Source organism: bacterium, from assembly GCA_037147175.1.
Taxonomy (GTDB): domain Bacteria; phylum Cyanobacteriota; class Vampirovibrionia; order Gastranaerophilales; family UBA9971; genus UBA9971.
Window position 1 is genome coordinate 11,508 of sequence record JBAWVS010000014.1, and the last position, 17,921, is coordinate 29,428.

General features: G+C 33.5%; 13 protein-coding genes and 1 tRNA gene. 9 read left to right on the forward strand and 5 right to left on the reverse strand.

The features are described 5' to 3' along the window. Positions 1-196: 196 nt before the first annotated feature. On the forward strand, positions 197-2,278 hold the full coding sequence (gene fusA, locus WCG23_04905) for an elongation factor G (protein ID MEI8389209.1): 2,082 nt from the start codon (positions 197-199) through the stop codon (positions 2,276-2,278). 40 nt (positions 2,279-2,318) lie between these two features. On the opposite strand, the gene WCG23_04910 is transcribed toward fusA, so the two are convergent. Next, a complete protein-coding gene (locus WCG23_04910) occupies positions 2,319-4,088 on the reverse strand; it encodes a tetratricopeptide repeat protein (protein ID MEI8389210.1) in 1,770 nt (589 codons plus the stop codon). Between the two features lie 330 nt (positions 4,089-4,418). Between WCG23_04910 and WCG23_04915 the strand changes: the two genes are divergently transcribed. The 6 genes from WCG23_04915 to WCG23_04940 all read left to right on the forward strand — a co-directional run bounded on the left by WCG23_04915 (position 4,419) and on the right by WCG23_04940 (position 8,725). Beyond that, positions 4,419-4,500: transfer RNA gene (locus tag WCG23_04915), tRNA-Leu, on the forward strand. Positions 4,501-4,634: 134 nt separating this feature from the next. After that, complete coding sequence (gene infC, locus WCG23_04920) at positions 4,635-5,171, forward strand: translation initiation factor IF-3 (GenBank protein MEI8389211.1); 537 nt, start codon at positions 4,635-4,637, stop codon at positions 5,169-5,171. 179 nt (positions 5,172-5,350) lie between these two features. Then, a complete protein-coding gene (gene rpmI / locus WCG23_04925; GenBank protein MEI8389212.1) occupies positions 5,351-5,560 on the forward strand; it encodes a 50S ribosomal protein L35 in 210 nt (69 codons plus the stop codon). Between the two features lie 50 nt (positions 5,561-5,610). Further along, entirely contained in the window at positions 5,611-5,970 is a 360-nt protein-coding gene (gene rplT / locus WCG23_04930; GenBank protein ID MEI8389213.1) for a 50S ribosomal protein L20, read from the forward strand. An 88-nt stretch (positions 5,971-6,058) separates the two neighbouring features. Next, entirely contained in the window at positions 6,059-6,850 is a 792-nt protein-coding gene (locus tag WCG23_04935) for an inositol monophosphatase family protein (protein MEI8389214.1), read from the forward strand. Positions 6,851-6,949: 99 nt separating this feature from the next. Then, positions 6,950-8,725: a family 10 glycosylhydrolase gene (locus WCG23_04940; GenBank protein ID MEI8389215.1), complete on the forward strand. Its 1,776-nt coding sequence runs from the start codon at positions 6,950-6,952 to the stop codon at positions 8,723-8,725. Between the two features lie 340 nt (positions 8,726-9,065). On the opposite strand, the gene gatA is transcribed toward WCG23_04940, so the two are convergent. After that, on the reverse strand, positions 9,066-10,535 hold the full coding sequence (gene gatA, locus WCG23_04945; protein MEI8389216.1) for an Asp-tRNA(Asn)/Glu-tRNA(Gln) amidotransferase subunit GatA: 1,470 nt from the start codon (positions 10,533-10,535) through the stop codon (positions 9,066-9,068). Positions 10,536-10,646: 111 nt separating this feature from the next. Further along, the gene (locus WCG23_04950; GenBank protein ID MEI8389217.1) at positions 10,647-12,392 is read right to left on the reverse strand and encodes a hypothetical protein; all 1,746 of its coding nucleotides are present in this window, start codon (positions 12,390-12,392) and stop codon (positions 10,647-10,649) included. A 344-nt stretch (positions 12,393-12,736) separates the two neighbouring features. Here WCG23_04950 and WCG23_04955 point away from each other — a divergent pair, with 344 nt between their 5' ends. Next, on the forward strand, positions 12,737-14,389 hold the full coding sequence (locus WCG23_04955; GenBank protein ID MEI8389218.1) for an FAD-dependent oxidoreductase: 1,653 nt from the start codon (positions 12,737-12,739) through the stop codon (positions 14,387-14,389). On the opposite strand, the gene WCG23_04960 is transcribed toward WCG23_04955, so the two are convergent. Together WCG23_04960 and WCG23_04965 are read right to left on the reverse strand one after the other, a co-directional pair. Beyond that, complete coding sequence (locus WCG23_04960) at positions 14,382-16,151, reverse strand: NFACT RNA binding domain-containing protein (GenBank protein MEI8389219.1); 1,770 nt, start codon at positions 16,149-16,151, stop codon at positions 14,382-14,384. The genes WCG23_04955 and WCG23_04960 overlap by 8 nt on opposite strands. After that, the gene (locus WCG23_04965; protein ID MEI8389220.1) at positions 16,151-16,957 is read right to left on the reverse strand and encodes an enoyl-CoA hydratase/isomerase family protein; all 807 of its coding nucleotides are present in this window, start codon (positions 16,955-16,957) and stop codon (positions 16,151-16,153) included. Before WCG23_04965 ends, WCG23_04960 begins: the two co-directional genes overlap by 1 nt. Before the next feature lie 496 nt (positions 16,958-17,453). On the opposite strand from WCG23_04965, the gene WCG23_04970 reads away from it, so the two are divergent. After that, entirely contained in the window at positions 17,454-17,894 is a 441-nt protein-coding gene (locus WCG23_04970; protein MEI8389221.1) for a MerR family transcriptional regulator, read from the forward strand. The last annotated feature ends 27 nt before the right edge of the window (positions 17,895-17,921 follow it).

Genomic DNA, 17,921 nt, shown 5'->3' on the forward strand with positions numbered 1-17,921 from the left:
TAATTTGTATTTATTTCATATAAAATATACGAATGAACATTGAAATATGGTATTCACTATTTTCCGTTTTTTAAAAGCTTTAACTTAGAAGCTATCTTGTTAAAATCAAAAGCTGCTCTAAAATAAAAATTAAATTATTTAAAACTAAATTTATTCATCTGCTTGTTACTTTAAATAAATACACGGGGGGTAATTTATGGCTGAAACATCAGAAATCAGGAATGTTGGTTTAATTGGGCATGTCGGAACGGGAAAAACTTCTCTTGCTGATGCAATTTTGTTTAACGCGGGTCAAAATACAAGACTCGGAAAAGTCGATACAGAAACGTCCCTTATGGACTATGAACCCGAAGAAATAAAAAGAAAAACAACCATAAGCTCTGCAATAGCAAATTTTTCGTGGAAAAATAGGCAAATAAATCTTATAGACACTCCGGGCTCGGCAAATTATATTGCTGATTCCAAAAACTGCATGCAAGGAATCGATTCCGCGCTCCTTGTTCTGGACGGTATAGACGGAATAAAAATTCAGTCCGAAAAACTTATAAAACAGGCGAGAGAACTGGATTTGCCAATTACTGTGTTTATAAATAAGCTTGAAAGAGAACACTCCAATTATAAAAACGTAATTGCCAATCTTGAAAAATCTTTTCAGGCAAAACCTGTTTTAATTCAAATGCCCATAGGAGAAGAAGCTTCTTTCAAAGGTATTGTGGATTTATTGGAAGAAAAAGCTTATGTTTTTGAACAAAATGAAAACGGTAAGTTTTTAACTCAGGATATTCCTGCTGATTTAAAAGCGGAAACTGATTCTTTAAGAGAAAAATCTCTTGAATCAATAGTGGAATGTGATGATGAAATTCTTGAAAAATATCTGGAAGGTCAAACATTAACTCCTGATGAAATAAAAAAAGCTCTTAAATCAGGAATTAAAAACTGTCAAATTACTCCCGTTCTCTTTGGATCGGCGTTAAAAAATATCGGGATAGCTCAAGTCCTTGATTTTATTAATAATTATTTACCTTCCCCTTCTGATAGGGGCGAAATAAAGGCATTAAATCAGGATGAATCAGAAATAACAATTAAACCCTCATCATCAGAACCTCTTGCTGCTTTAGCCTTCAAGACCGTAATTGATCCTTACGCAGGTCAACTCACTATAATCAGGGTGTTTTCAGGAAAAATATCACCTGATTCAGTAATTTATAATGCTACAAAAAAATCAAAAGAGAGAATCGGGCAAATTCTCCACCTTGTCGGCAAAAAGCATGAACCTGTTCACCAGGCTTTAGCGGGGGACATAATTGCAATTCCCAAGCTGAAAGAAACACATACAGGGGATACCATTAGTGATGAAAAAAAATCCGTAACCATCCCTGCTGTTAAAATGCCTGCCCCTGTTATATCTTTTGCTATTAAGTCAAAAAATAAAGGCGATGAAGAAAAAATATATGCGGGTTTAAAAAAACTTATGGAGGAAGATCCGACTCTTCATTTAAGCAGGGATGCCCAAACAAAAGAAATGATTTTATCAGGCATGGGACAGGTGCATCTTGATGTTGCAATTGAAAAATTAAAAAGAAAATTCGGCACGGAAGTACTGCTTGAAGCGCCTAAAATTCCTTATAAAGAAACAATTTCCGGGAGTACAAAAGTACAGGGCAAGTATAAAAAACAATCCGGTGGAAAAGGTCAGTATGGCGACTGCTGGATAGAACTTCATCCGCTTAAAAAAGGTAAGGGCTTTGAGTTTGTCGATAATATTGTTGGAGGATCGATTCCGAGACAATATATTCCTGCTGTAGAAAACGGTATAAGAGAAGCTATGAATGAAGGCGTTCTTGCAGGATGTCCCGCAGTGGATATACAGGTAGTACTTTATGACGGAAGCTATCATCCTGTTGATTCTTCAGAAATGGCATTTAAAGTAGCCGGTTCAATGGCTTTCAAAAAAGGCTATATGCTGGCAAATCCTGTATTGCTTGAGCCTGTAATGCATGTTGAAATCACAGTTCCCGAACAAAATGTCGGAGACGTTATGGGTGATTTGAACAGCAGAAGAGGAAGGATGCTTGGAATTGATACAGAAGGTCATACACAAACTGTCAAAGCAGAGATTCCAATGTCTGAAATGCTTCAATATGCCGCAGTATTAAATTCAATGACGAGCGGTGCAGGAATGTTTGCAATGGAATTTTCTCATTATGAAGAAGTTCCTGCGCATTTATCTCAAAAAATTATTGAACAAAATAAAAAAGAACATAAAGAAGAAGATTAAATGTATAGAAAAACAGCGGGTAATTTTATCCGCTGTTTTTCTATGCATTGATTGTTTTTATTAAATCATACAAAGAAATTTGAGCTTCTCGATGATTTGACTTTAATTTAAGAACTTTTAGAAAATATTCTTTAGCAAAATCATAATTTTGAGCTTGTGAATAAATTAATCCGAGTTTATAACATGCCTCAAAATCGTTGGGATTTGAGTTAATAAGGCTTTGATATTTTGCTATTTCATTTTCTAAATCAGGATCTGCTAATTTTTGGCTGTCTGTTTTATTCATCAACAGCATTATTTTAGAAAATAAAGTTTTAGCTTCAAGATGATCAGGAGTAACCTCAAGAATTTTTTTCAACTCATCAAGAGCTCTATAATATTCTCTTTTTTCTATATAAATAAGAGCCAGTTTATAGTAATATTTGGAAGGTTCACCTGCATTATTTATTATTTTAATTACTTTGTATAAGGCATCCTGGGCTTCTTTATGATTAGGATTAAGTAATAATGTTGTTTTAAGACTGTCTATAGCATATAAATATTCTTTCTGCTTTATATAAACAACGCCCAAATTAAAATGATTTTGCGGCTCTTTAGGGTTTTCTTGAATGGCTTTTTTAAGCGCAATAACTTCTATTTTATACTGCTCTTGTTCTTTAGCTTTTGAAAATGCCGTATAACGCTCTGTGCCCGAATCAGAAGCTGAAACATTTATTTGTGTATTATCCAGAGATAATTTTATCTGTGTTCTGGAGAGTGCTGCTTTTATTTGAATATTGTTCGGTTTTATAGCTAATGCTTTTTTAAAACACTCAAGAGAATTAGCATAATCTTTGCTTGAATAAGAAGACACACCCTCGTTAAATAAGTTATTCGCCTCATTTAATAATATTGTGGTTTTATTAAGCAATTCAACAGCTGCCTGATAATCATTTTTAAAGGCTAAGGCTTTGTTTAATTCCTCAACAGCCAGCTCTAGCTCACTTACCTTTAAAAACCCTACAGCTTTCCTAAAACATTCTTCAGACACTGCTTCTAAATCCACAGTAGGTTTTTCAGTATCTTTTTTCAGAATCGTCTCATGTTGTTTTTCGTCTAAAATTACTTTTTCAGGCTCTTCTTCAAGAAAAGATTCCTGAATATTTTTATCAAAATCTTTTAAAGCCTGTATAGCTCCTTCATGTTCAGGATTCAAAGATAAAGTATTTTTAAAGTTTTCTTCAGCAAGATTAAATTCTTTTAATTTCAAGTAAACATTACCCAAATTAAAATAAATTTCCTCATCTTGATCGTTTAAGGAAAGTGCGTAAATAAAGTTCTTTTTTGCCAAATCATACTGTTCATCTGTATAATACGCATAAGCAAGGTTAGATGCCACTCCAATATTATTTTTATCAAGCTCGAGAGCTTTTTTGAAACATTCAATAGAATCTTTGTACATGTTCATTGAAAAGTAAGAAATTCCAAGGTTATCATAAATTTGATAATCACAGGATTTTATTGCTATAGCCTTTTTATATAATTGAACAGACTCTTCGAACTGAGATTTTGTATAATAAACAATCCCCAAATTTTGCAGAGCGTCGGCATCTTTTGGATTTAGAGCGATTGCTTTTTCAAAATTGGCAATAGCCAAGTCATATTCTTCTGTTTTTACATAAGCAAGTCCCAAATTATAATAAAATTGAGGTTTTGATGAGTTTTTTTCAATAGCTTGTTTAAATAAATTTATTGCCTGCTCATATTCACCTTTTTCAAAGTGGCTAATTCCTTTATTATAGAAAACTTCTGATGATTTATTAGTGAACATACCCTTGCCCTCGAAATGCCTAAAAATTTTTGATAATGCTATAAACTTCTTATTGAAATAAATTTGTTTAATTTGCTATAATTCATAAACAAATTACCTGCAAATTATTTTAACATAATCATATTTAAAGAAATACTATAAAAAAAGTATAAATAAAATAATATAAATTTTGAAATCAGGAAAATGTAAATATATTTACATTTTCCGTTTCTTATAGTAACATTTATAACTGAATAAGTATCTGCACTAAGCTTGAAGATTAATCAAAATCACAATCCTGTGTAGAATCTTCGGTATAATTTCAAAATTTACGAAGACTTATCTGAAAATGCCGAAGTGGTGAAATTGGTATACGCGCATGATTCAGGTTCATGTGGGGCAACCCGTGCGGGTTCGAGTCCCGCCTTCGGCAAGATATCTCAGTAAAGCCTCGATATGATAATTTCATAAGCGAAGCGGGAGTAAAAAGTCTAAAAAGCCTCAAACAAAAGACTTAAGCTCATCCTCATACCAGGTTACAAATATAGGAGAAAAGTTATTAGCAACATAAAACCAACAGGCCCGGTCAAAACGGTGCCTATAATAAACGAAAGAATAAAATCAAAAGAAGTTAGATTAATTGACGATGAAGGCATAAATCACGGCGTTATAAAAACAAGTGAAGCTTTAAGCATGGCTATAACAAAAGACCTTGACCTTGTTTTAGTTAGCCCTGATCAGGATCCGCCAGTTGCTAAGATTTTAGATTATGGCAAATACAAGTTCGAATCAGAAAAACGCGCCAAAGATGCAAGGAAAAAACAACATACGGTTGAACTAAAAGAAGTCAAAATGCGCTATAAGATTGATACGCATGACTATGAAGTTAAAATTAAAAATATAAAAAAATTCCTGCTTGCTGGTAATAAAGTTAAGATCATGGTAATGTTGAAAGGTCGTGAAATTCAGCATACTAATCTGGCTTTCGATTTGATAAAAAGAATAACAGAAGATTTACAGGATGAAAATTACATTCTGGAGAAGAAAGCTTCAATGGAAGGTAAAAACGCCGTAATGATAATTGGACCTGTAGGAGCTTCATAAATACGAAGCAAGCGGATTTGCCGGCTTCAAATATTTGAACTCATTCTTTATAAATATCTTTAATGTTATTTTAATTTTTTTCATACTATAATATATGCTAAACCAAAATTTGTTTTTGGATTTATTAAACAGGTACTGGTATAAAGAACAAAAATCTAAATTAATGGAGAAAAATAATCATGCCTAAAATGAAAACTCATAAAGCTGGAGCAAAAAGATATAAAGTTACCGGCAGTGGAAAAATATTACGCAAACAGGCAGGCAGAAAGCATTTGTTAGGTCATAAAGCTACTGCAAGAAAAAATCGTTTAAGCGGATTCACGGTAGTATCCGAAGGCAATCTTGAAAAAATCAGACTTGAATTGCCTTACATAAAATATTCAAGATAAACATCTGGTAATTAACGAAAAAAAGATATAACAACAAGGAGTAATAGAATATGGCAAGGGTAAAGCGAGGAAATGTTCTTCGCAAAAGACATAAAAAAATATTAAAACTGGCAAAAAGTTTTAAAGGCGCAAGAAGCAGATTATTTGTTGTAGCAAATCAGGCAGTAATGAAAGCTCTTAAATTTCAATACAGAGATCGCCGCAACAAAAAAAGAACTTTTAGACGTCTTTGGATTGCAAGAATCAACGCAGCAGTCAGACAGCATGGCTTAAGCTACAGCAAATTCATAAATGCACTAAGCAAAGCAAATGTTGCAGTAAACAGAAAAATATTGGCTAATATAGCAGTAAAAGATCCTGATGCTTTCAAAAAAGTCGTTGACTTAGCGAAAGAAAAACTTACAGCATAATTAATTTAAAAAATATAAAAAACCTCTTTGTTTAAAGAGGTTTTTTATTTATACTAAAACGAGTTTATAAACAGAAAGAGATGACCCCTTGATAAGTACGGAAAAACTGCTTGAAACAGCAAAAGAAGCCGCTTATGCAGCAGGAGAAATCCAGCTTTCATATTTTGGAAAGAAAAAAGAAATTTCTCATAAATCAAACGAATATGATCTTGTAACAGAAGCCGATAAATTATCTGAAGAAAAAATTGTATCAATTATTCAGGCAAACTTTCCTGACCATGCCATTCTTGGAGAAGAAACAGGAGAACATGAAGGTCATAAATCCGGTTATTTATGGGTGGTTGATCCCCTTGACGGTACGACCAATTTTGCACATAATTTTCCGCATTTTGCAGTCTCTATAGGGCTTGTTAAAGACAATAAAATCATCATGGGAGTGGTTTATGATGTCTGCAAAAATGAACTGTTCTGGGCGGCAGAAGGAACAGGAGCTTACTTGAATTCCGAACCGATTAACGTAAGTAAAATCGTGGAACTGAACAAATCTTTGCTTGCTACAGGATTTCCTTGTTCAAGAGAAAAAACTCTGGAAGAAAATTTTGTTTATTTTAAAAAATTTGTTTATAAATCTCAGGCAGTAAGAAGACCGGGTGCTGCTGCACTTGATCTTTGTTATGTTGCAGCAGGAAGGCTCGACGGTTTCTGGGAATTAAATCTCTGTCCCTGGGACGTAACGGCAGGAACTTGCATAGTTCGAGAAGCAGGAGGCAAAGTAACCAACTTTGATTCTGAAGACTTTAATTCTGAAATTAAAAATATTATCGCCTCAAATTTAATTATTCATGACCAAATGAAGGAAGTCTTATATTCTTGCAGATAAAAAATACTTAACCGGACTAATTAATATAAGTATTGCCAAACAAAACAATAAGCAGTTAATATCTTATATAGAGATGTTTAGGAGTGACAGAGGAATAAAATGAAAAATATATTAAGATTATTTATAATATGTTTAACGTCATTACTTGTTTTAGGAGTAATTATTAAACCTGTATCGGCACAAGTTACGATTTTGCAGGAAAATCAAACCAATCAATGCGTAAAAACATCACGTATTAAAATAAATGCCATAAACCCAACACCTGAAACAAATCCTCTGGGAGCATATTATCCCGGATTTAGGGGCAGTAATCAGCTTGTTGTTTATACTTCCGGCTTTGGGGAATACACAAACACTAATGAATTTGGCAAAGAAGCTATAGTAATAGAAGATAAAATATTTGGATTCTGCGGTTCAAACTGTTATATACCTAAAAATGGTTTTATAATAAGCGGTCATGGCTCTGCTAAAAAATGGATAAATGAAAAATTAATGGAAGGCGCAACCGTAAAAATTTATCCGAATACTATGACGCTGGAAAGTACTATTACTCCTGAAAGTTATTTATATAAAGCAGGCCAAAGAATAAACGATGTTAAAAAAGTTATAATAGAATATAAAAGAACACTTCCCGGTTATCAGTCTAAAGTTTCCGAGAATTATCTTGATCAGGCTATACAAAGATACAATGAAGCCAGATATATGCTTGATAAATTACAGTATGAATCAGGCAGAGACCTCGCTAATGCCGCACTTAATATGGCTGATATGTCCTTTTATTATGCCGTCCCTGCTGTCCAGAATGAGTTGCATGGGGTATGGTTAAGACCTATTGAAAAAAATCAGGCGGAAATAGAAAAAACACTTGATAGACTTAAAAAAACAGGTATAGATAATATATTTTTAGAAACCTATTTTCAAGGATATACTATTTTCCCGAGTATAACAATGACTTCTTACGGAGTGAAAGAACAAAAGGCAGGTTTTGAAGGCTGGGATCCTTTGAAAGTATGGGTTACTGAAGCCCATAAAAGAAATATGAAAGTACAGATATGGTTTCAAACCTTTTATGTGGGCAGTGAAGCGATATCTAAAAGCTCAAAGCACATACTTGCCGTTTATCCCCAATGGGCTAACTGCCAAAAAAGAAATGCTGTATGTAACAAACCTATGCCTTCTATAAGTGAGCATGGCGGATATTTTCTTGATCCTGCAAATCCCGATGTCCAGAAATTTTTGACGGCGCTTCTTACCGAAATCACTACTAACTACAACATAGACGGCTTGAATATCGATTATATAAGATATCCTAAGAGCTTATCACCAAACTTTTCCGAATATCTTGATTCAACATGGGGCTATACGACTTTTGCAAGGAACGAATTCAAAAATCTGTACGGCAAAGACCCTATAGACCTTGAGCAGACAGACCCTTTAATGTCTAAATGGGTTACATACAGACAAGATAAAGTAACCGATTTTGTTTCAAAACTCCGCTCAATAGTCGGAAACAAAAATATAATGATTTCAACCGTAATCTTCCCCGGTCAACAGGACACAGCCACAACAAAACTACAAAACTGGCCAATTTGGGCGCAAAAAGGCTATATAGACGCATTTACTCCGCTGATAATGAGCAGTGACAAATACATGGCAGGCAATTCTGTCAGAGAAATCCGCAGCCTTGCCGGTAGCAATGTTTGCGTATTTTCAGGGTTATTTGAGCCTTTCACGGCAGGAAGCCCCGCTGATTTGCTCGGTCAAATCACTTCTGTAAGACAGGAAGGGTCTTCAGGAATCATACTTTTTGATAATGCGCATATTACTGATGATTTTATTACAGCCCTAAGCGCCAGAATCCTCAGAAAAGACTAGAAAAGTGTTAAACCACTCAGGATACGGCATATTATCCTTCTGAGCGAAGCGAAGAATCTTTCCGGTACTACATAAAATCAAAACACCACTTGCGAGCAGAAGCTTGAGAAGAAGCTTTACCTCTTCAGAATGCTGTTTATAGCGAGCAACCAAAGAATATGCCTAATCAACTCGAATTTCTAAACAAAATAATCAAACTGTCATTGCGAGGAAGCTCGAAGAGCTGACGTGGCAATCCATTTAGGCTTCAAACATACATTAAAATCAGATAGATTATCACGCTCCTGTTAATTTCTCAGAAAGAAAATACTCTTTTTATTATGTGATTTTTTTAAAATATTTATATCTCAGGATGTTTAGTGTGAAAATCTGTAGACTGTTCAAAGTTGTAAGCAGCTCTCAAAACAACTTCTTCTGACAATGCAGAACCAAGAAGCTGAAACCCTATAGGAAGCCCGCTGCTATCAAATCCGCAGGGAACACTTATTGCAGGAAGCCCTGCCAGATTGGCAGTAATTGTTCCAATATCCATAAGGTACATGCTTAAAGGATCAGAAATTTTTGAGCCGAATTCAAAAGCTGTTGTCGGACAAACAGGTGAAATAAGCAAATCGACTTTTTCCCATGCCCTGTCAAAATCTTTTTTAATTAAAGCCCTTACCTGTTGGGCCTTTTTATAATAAGCATCATAATATCCTGAGCTTAAAGCATAAGTTCCAATCATGATTCTTGATTTTACTTCTTCTCCAAAACCTTCTGACCTTGTTTTCAGATACATTTCCATTATATTTTTGGTGTCTTTTGCTCTGTAACCGTATTTTACACCGTCAAATCTTGCCAGATTTGCGCTGGCTTCAGCCATAGCAATAACATAATAAGTCGCAACAGCGTACTGGTTATGAGGAATAGAAATTTCTTCTATTTTTGCCCCGAGAGTTTCATAAACTTTTATTGCACTGAGAACAGCTTGTTTAACCTCAGGGTTTGTACCATCTCCAAGCATTTCCGAAATTACACCGATTCTTAAGCCCTTTATATCTTTTTTTAAGGTGGCTGAATAATCAGGAACAGGCATATTTATTGAAGTTGAGTCTTTACTATCATATCCGCTTATTGCCTGAAGGGTAAGCGCTACATCTTCCACACATCTGCCGAATGGACCTATCTGATCAAGACTGCTTGCGTATGCAATAAGCCCGAATCTTGAAACCCTTCCGTAAGTTGGTTTCATTCCTACAACACCGCAAAAACTTGCAGGAAGCCTGATACTTCCGCCTGTATCCGAACCCAGGGAAATAACAGATTCTCCTGATGATACAGCCGTAGCAGAGCCGCCGGAGCTTCCTCCGGGAACCATATTAAAATTCCACGGGTTTTTTGTTTTTTTAAAAGCGCTGTTTTCCGTAGAACTTCCCATTGCAAATTCATCAAGGTTTGCTTTGCCTATCAAAGGAATAAAATTTTCTTCAAGTTTTTTTGCTATCGTAGAATCGTACGGAGGAATGAAATTTTCAAGAATTTTGCTTCCTGCCGTGGTATGATAACCTTTTGTACACATATTATCTTTAATCGCCATAGGAATTCCGGCAAGAGGCGGTAGATCCTCTTTTATTTTAATTCTTTTATCTACTTCTCCGGCTGTTTTATACGCCAAATCCTTAGTAAGAGAGATAAAAGACTGAACTTTATCATCAATTTCTTCTATTCTTTTATATGATTCGTCAACAAGCTCAACAGCAGAAATTTCTCTGTTTAAAAGTGCTTTCCTGAGTTCTTTGACTGTTTTAAAACAATGTTTTGTATCTAACATTATTAATTCCTCAACATATACCCTTATAAACATTTTACCGCACGCAAAATGTAATAAAAAGTTTTTCTTTAGCTGAGGATAATAGTCCTGTTTTGTTATCTTAATATTATTTTAAATCTTTTTTATTTTTTGCTGTAATTTGACAAAATCCGCAAGAATTTCATTGCTTACAGGATTTCCGGAAATTTTATCTGAAATTTTTAAATTTTTAGGCTGTTTTTTCTCTTGCGAAACAGAAGTCTCAGCTTGAAGATTCGATTTAACAGACTTAGCAAGATTCAATTCATTTTTTTTCTTTTCTGTAAGTTTATTTGTAATAAATTTATTCAACATTGGCGTAAAGAAACCCAGTGCAAGCGTTGAATATGCAACACCCGTAAAAATTGAAAAATTAAGTCTATGGGACAAAGATTTTTTCATGGTTTCATTTATTTTTCTATTTTTAAACATAGCATCAATTTCCGCATGAGAGATAAGACTTTCATTTGTAAGGAAATGTCCTATTCTGGAAAACAAATTTGCTCCTTGATTAAGCGGTTTCGAAGTATTTATAAGCTTTCCGCCTGATATTTTTTTACCGAACCATTTTGAAACAAAACCTCCAAGAACAAGCCAATTTAAAAATCCGGGTATATCTCTTATGTTTGTTTCCCTTAATTCATTTTTATCAGATGACGCTAAAACACGTCCTATCAAAATAGACGGATAAATTAATGATCTTAATTGGTTTAAATTAGGCCAAATGCTGTTAAATTCAAGTTTTTTTATAAGATTCCGCGGTTTTAAAGTTTGTGAAATTTTCTTAGGATTAATCGACCAGGCGAGAGTAGTAGCGGCCAAACCAATAAAAGCTGCTGCAGAAAAAGTTTTTGCAATAACAAGTTTTATTTTTTTATTTTTATCGTTTTTTTCAGCTTCAGCCTGTTTTTTGCTTTCTTCAGAAAGTCCTACAAATGCATCACTTCCCGTTCTTTTTTTTGTCATATACCTATTAATAAATTGTTGTGAGATACCTAAACCTACAACAATAGCCAGAGCAATTAGAGTTTTTACGGGAGTTACTTTATTAATTTTTTTTATGACAGGCTCAACTTTATCGGGTTCGAATTTTGTAAAAATCTCTCTGCTTACCTTGTGCATATTTTTTATAAGCCTGTCAGCATTTATTTTAAGCTGTTTATCCCCATCAATCACTTTAAGGTTTTCACTTGCTCCTAATAATTGAACAAGTTTGTTTTTCATATTTTTTAGGTCTCTTCCCGAAGCTTTTTCTGTCCTGATAAACAACTCTGCAACTTCACCTGCAAGAGATTTAACTTCTTTTTCAGGCTTATTGGCAAGCTCAAGCCATTCTTTTCCGACAAGACCGTGTGTTTTATTAAAGACATTTTCTATAAATCTCTGAACGACCTGTTTTTTATCAGCGCCTTCCTCCCAGAATTTATGTCCGTCAACATTTTTCCACGAGTTATGAAACATTTCAAGCGTATCACTACTGATAGGAATAGCAGCATTTATTTTTAATTCCGGATTAATAAACTTGCCGAGCATCCAGCTCACTCCAACAGCGATAAAGCCTGGAATAACACAATTATTAAGAAAACCGCAAATTTCTCTAAGGCCTGTTTCTATTCCGGCATCTTTACTGCGTGTAGAATCAACATAAGTTCTCGGAGCAATCATAGAGACAATATCTACAATTGAAGGTCCAAGAATTTCACCGGTCTGAACCTGCGTACAAAAATTACTGGCAAGAGATTCAATTCCCTTAAAGGAAATTTGATCTTTGTCCTGCTTCTTTTTCTGCAATATATATTTGTTCTCTGCCGTATAGTCAGAAGAAACTTTAAAAGTCATTTAATTCGCCTTTACGAATAACTGCCTAACTTGAATACTACTTACTTTAATAAAAACAGAAAAACAAAGAAAGTTGCTTTTTTATACTTAAACAAGACTGTTTTTTACAAAAAGTAATAAAAACTTTGTCCACTACTCGAATTACAAGACTCTAATCTGCTCTTATAATGTTAAGACAATTTAAAAAAGAAAGCGAAAAATGAAAGATAAAACGAATAGGCGAGCAGTGGCCTCAGGAAACAAAAAACTAATCACAACCACTTCTTTGAGCGAGTGGGTGTTAATAATAATCCAATAAATACGTATTCAAAAAGGTATAACTTAGATTTAATGGAGAAATTTTTATGAAAAAGCACCTGATTATAATTGGTGGCGTTGCCGCAGGAACAAAAGCCGCGGCAAAAGCAAGAAGAGAAAGCCCTGATATGAAAATTAGCCTTTATACCGAGGGTCAGCATATTTCATATTCGGCATGCGGCATGCCCTATTATATAGAAGACCTTATAAAAGATGAAAAAAAACTCCTTGTAAGAACTCCAGAGTATTTTAAAGAAAAAGAGAATATTGATATTCACATAAAACATCGTGTTACGAAAATTTTTCCCAAAGACTACAAAGTTGAAATTGAAAATCTTGAAACAGGAGAAAAATTTTTTGATGAATACTCGAAACTTTTGATTTCAACCGGCTCAACAGCTTTTGTTCCTGATATTGAAGGTGTTAATTTAAAGAATGTCTTTGTTTTAAAAGATATAGAAGATGCCGTAAAAATTAAAAACCGGCTGAAAAAATCAAAAAAAGCGGTTATAGTTGGCGGAGGCTATATAGGGCTTGAATTATTAGAGTCTTTTCAGGCTCATGACCTTGATTTAACTATAATAGACCGTTCTCCGCAAATTTTAAACACTTTTGACCTTGATATCTCTTCTCATATTCAAAAATATCTTATAGAAGAAAAAAATATTAAGCTGATAACAAATGTAAGTTTAAAAAGGCTTATAGGAGAAGACGGAGGCTCTGTCAGACAGGTAGAAACCTCCGAAAATAAACTTATTGAGACTGATATGGTCGTACTTGCTCTTGGAGTAAGACCAAACATTAAGCTGGCAAAAGATGCCGGCATCGAAATCGGTGAAACAGGAGCTATAAAAGTCAATAAACGAATGCAAACCAATTTTCCCGATATTTTTGCGGCAGGCGATTGCGTTGAAACTACAAATACCGTAACAGATGAAAAAGTTTGGGTTCCTTTAGGTTCAACGGCAAACAAAATGGGAAGAATCGCTGCTATAAATATAACCGGAGGATACGAAGAATTTAAAGGAATTACAGGCTCAATGGTTGTAAAAATCTTTGATTATACAGCCTCAAAAACAGGTTTAAGCGAAAAAGAAGCAAAAAATTTTGGTTATGATTACGTGATTGCAATACTTATGCATCGTGATAAATCAGGCTATATGCCTGATGCCAAAGAAATTACCATAAAAATGATTGCTCAAAAACCTTCAGGAAGGATTCTGGGCGCTCAAGTTATAGGCAAAGGCGATGCTGATAAAAGGGTAAATATTGTAGCTGCCGCTTTAACAGCAAATATGAACGTGGAAGACTTTATGGGAATAGATTTAACCTATGCACCGCCTTATTCTCCGTCTATAGATCCTGTTCTTATTGCGGCACAAATTCTTTACAGCAAGCTAAAAAAAGAAGTGGGCAGCATAACACCGGAAGAACTTCAAAAACATCTTAAAAAAACTGAGAAGGCTGCAATTATCGATATAAGAAACCGTTCAGAGTTCAAAACATGGCATATAGAAAATTCCCGAAACATATCTTTTGATAATCCGGAAGAAAAAATTGCTCCGTCAGATAAAGAAACCATAATTTGTTGCGAAGGAGGCATGGAAAGCTATCTGTTAACTTTAAAATTAATGGAAAAAGGTTATCAAAACATAAAATTTGTTGATGGCGGTATTAATTTCTTTAAGAATATTAATTAAGAAGCTGTCTTGCAGGGAGCTTTGTTTTGTCAGGATTTACAACAAGGGTTTTTTCATGAGTAAAAATAACAAAACCCGGCTTTGAGCCTGAAGGCTTCTTGACGAATTTTCTTTTTGTATAGACCACAGAGACATTTGACGATTCTCTTGCCTGACTGTAATATGCTGCAACATAAACCCCTTCATGAAGCGCTGCTTCAGACACTTCGTTGTTGTTTTGAGGGACTTTTATCAAGACATGAGAGCCTGGAATATTCAGGGAATGAAGCCAAATATCTTCGGGAGCGGCTATTTTTAGTAAAAATTCATTCTGTTTATTGTTTTTTCCCGCTAATATACTGAACCCGTCAGAAGAAATAAACTCTGTAAGTTCTAGATGTTCTTTTTTTTCTTTTTTGGAGCCTTGATAATTACTTGATTTGATTAAATTTTGAGCCGTTAATTCCTGTTGAACTTCTTTTAAATCCGACAAACCCTCTGCTAAATTTATTGATTCTCTTATGGTTTCAAGATAAGCAATTTCCTGCTGTATTTTTTCAGCTAATTCTCTTCCATGCCTGGCTGCATTTTTAGCTTTGTTATAGAGTTTATAATACTTTTGGGCATTTGCGTTAGGAGAAAGCATCTTATCAAGGGGAATTTTTATGATTTTATTTTCGTCAAAAAAGTTTTCAAGTTCAACATATTCATCGCCACGCATAATTTTATAGAGATTCGACATTATAAGATCGGCATATTGACGGTATTTTTCCTGTTTTTCATTATTATTTTCAGGAAGTGCATGAGAATATGAAAGCAACTGCTTTTCTTGCTTCTTAAGCTCTTTTTTAAGAATACCTGCCAGATAATTTTTAAGTCTTGTAAAATTATCATTAAAAACCTGATGACCAAAATACAAATCTATCATTGCATTTACAGAATCTACTGATCTCCATTTTATCGACTTATCAAGACCTGTAATTGAATAATATTTTTTATCTTCGCTTATAGAAGGATTAATGTTATCAAAATTTATTGTTTCAGTTATCAAATCATATAAATCAGATATTTTTTCCTGCGAAACAGCCGATGTTTTGTCTTTTTCAATATTTATCCCGAGAAAATTACAAAATTCAGTGGCAAGAGCTTTGCTTATAAATCCAAATTTTTCGTTAAGCCAAATATTTATCGGCATATCGATAATTTTTGCCCACTCCGAAAACTTTTCTTTGCTTAACGTAATAAAGTCATATTTATGCTGTTTTGGGGGATAAATATACGGCAAACCTCCTGCAAGTTCTCTTTCTCTGCTTTTTTCGTGGCTTACGGGATGCGCACAGCCCTGAATCACGTTATTATCATAGTTATACAAAATAATATTGCTGTGTTTGCCCATAAATTCACAGGAAAGAATCATTGGAGTTCTTTCCCCGAGTTCATTATAACTGTCAAATTTGATTTCAAGTATTCGCTCATAATCAGGCTGCGTAACAGCATTGATTTTACAGCCTTCCATGTGTTTTCTCAGAAGCATACAAAACATAGGAGGCTTTTGAGGAATTTCAATATTTCTTAACTCTTCTCCTTCGAGACTCAAAAGCGAAACATGCGGATATTTGGGGTCAACGCATATATAAAGCTTATGAGTTTGTCGCAAAGCTCTTATAGTCAACAAAACTTCATTTTTAGAAGGCTGCTGAACTTTTTGGACACGCCCTTCCGTCAAAATCGGTTCTATCTCGCTTATTAAGGCTTTTAGTGAAAGTGAATCAAAATTTATCATTATTTAAACTCAGGCTTTCTTTTCTCGAGAAAAGATTTTATACCTTCTCTGGAATCCTCTGACTGTAAAGCTTTTAAGAAGTTTTCAACCTCTGTTTCTTCGACAGCAGTCTTTTTTAAGACTTGATCAATAGTATTTTTTATTAAATAAAGAGAATTTGAAGATTTTTCAGCTAAATTTTCACAATATTCCATAGCTTTTTCTTCAAAATCCGAATCATTAAAAATTTCTGCCACAATCCCTAAATCCATAGCGTTTTTAGGAGTTATTTCTTTACCTGTTGAGACAATTTCAAAAGTTTTGTTTTTTCCGACTATTTTTAATAATCTGCTTATTCCTCCATAGCCTGGAATTAAGCCGATATTGACCTCGTTTAATTTAAAAGAAGCTTTTTCTGATACAAGAATTAAATCGCAAGCAAGTGCCAGCTCAAAAAAGCCACCGCATGCAATCCCATCCACGCCAATAATTACAGGTTTTTTAGACTCCTCAATTTTTGTCATTAGTTTTCTGTTCTTTTTTAACAAATTCTTAAATTCATTTGGATTTTTATCAAAAAGCTCAAACTTTTCATCATATTCTTTAAGATTCACTCCGGCAGAAAAAACTTTTTTTCCTGTTTTTGATTTTCCACAAGCAGCTTTTATTAGAATTATTTTAATATTATTATCGTTTTCAAAAGCATCCAGAGCAAAATTTATTTCATTAAAAGTATCTGATTTAATTATATTTAAATTCTCGGAATTATTTAAACATATAACACCGATTTTACTGTGATTTTTTATTTTTATTCTTTTAAATATCAAGATTTTATACCTTATCAGATTTATTATTTGACAATATTATATAAATATTAATTTTATTATTACTTAAATTAACCGGCAGATTTTTTTAAAAATATTTTTGTATTATATTATTTACTGCCTATATTAATATTAATTCTTTTAGGCTTTTTAGCGTTATACAGTTGATTAATCAGGTTATTATGTTTTTTATTTATTTATGATTTAATAATCTTAAATTAAAAACTGTCGACAATATAATTATTATATGTTAATAATTTATCTGTAATATTATTATTTTTTTATAAACATTTCAAGGAATTTATATAATATGTGTTGTTAATAAAATATAAATAAAAACGCGTTTTATTAAAATGACTATTAATTTATAAATTTTGTAATTTTTCGTTACAACTAAAATACGGAAATTTGAAAAAGAATATTAAATAATGCTATGTTAAAAACAGAGGTAATAATAAATAAACAAATTTAACCGTTTGGGATTATAAGGTAGTGAGAAATGAGAACAGAATCTATGACAATTAATTTAACTCAAGCACAAGACTCAAAGGGATTAGACCCTGAAAAACCAATGTTTCCTATCAGTGTTGTGGCAGACTTATTGAAAGTTCATCAAAGAACATTAAGAATTTATGATGACGAAAGGATTTTAATGCCTTCAAGATCTCCTAAAAACAGAAGACTTTATTCTTTTAATGATATTGAAAGAGGAAAGTTTATTCAGTACTTGACCAGAGAACTTGGAATTAATCTTGCAGGAATCAAGATTATTGTTCATTTGCTGAAACAACAAAACATTCCTCCGGCTGACTATCTGGTTCACATCAGCAAAGTAGCCAATGAATTAAATATTTCTCCTGAAGTTCAGGAAGAAAACAGAATAAAACTTTCCAGAAGAGGACGAAAATCCAAAACTTCTGATGAAGAAAATGAAGAATAAAAACAAACTGTCATTTCAAATTTGATA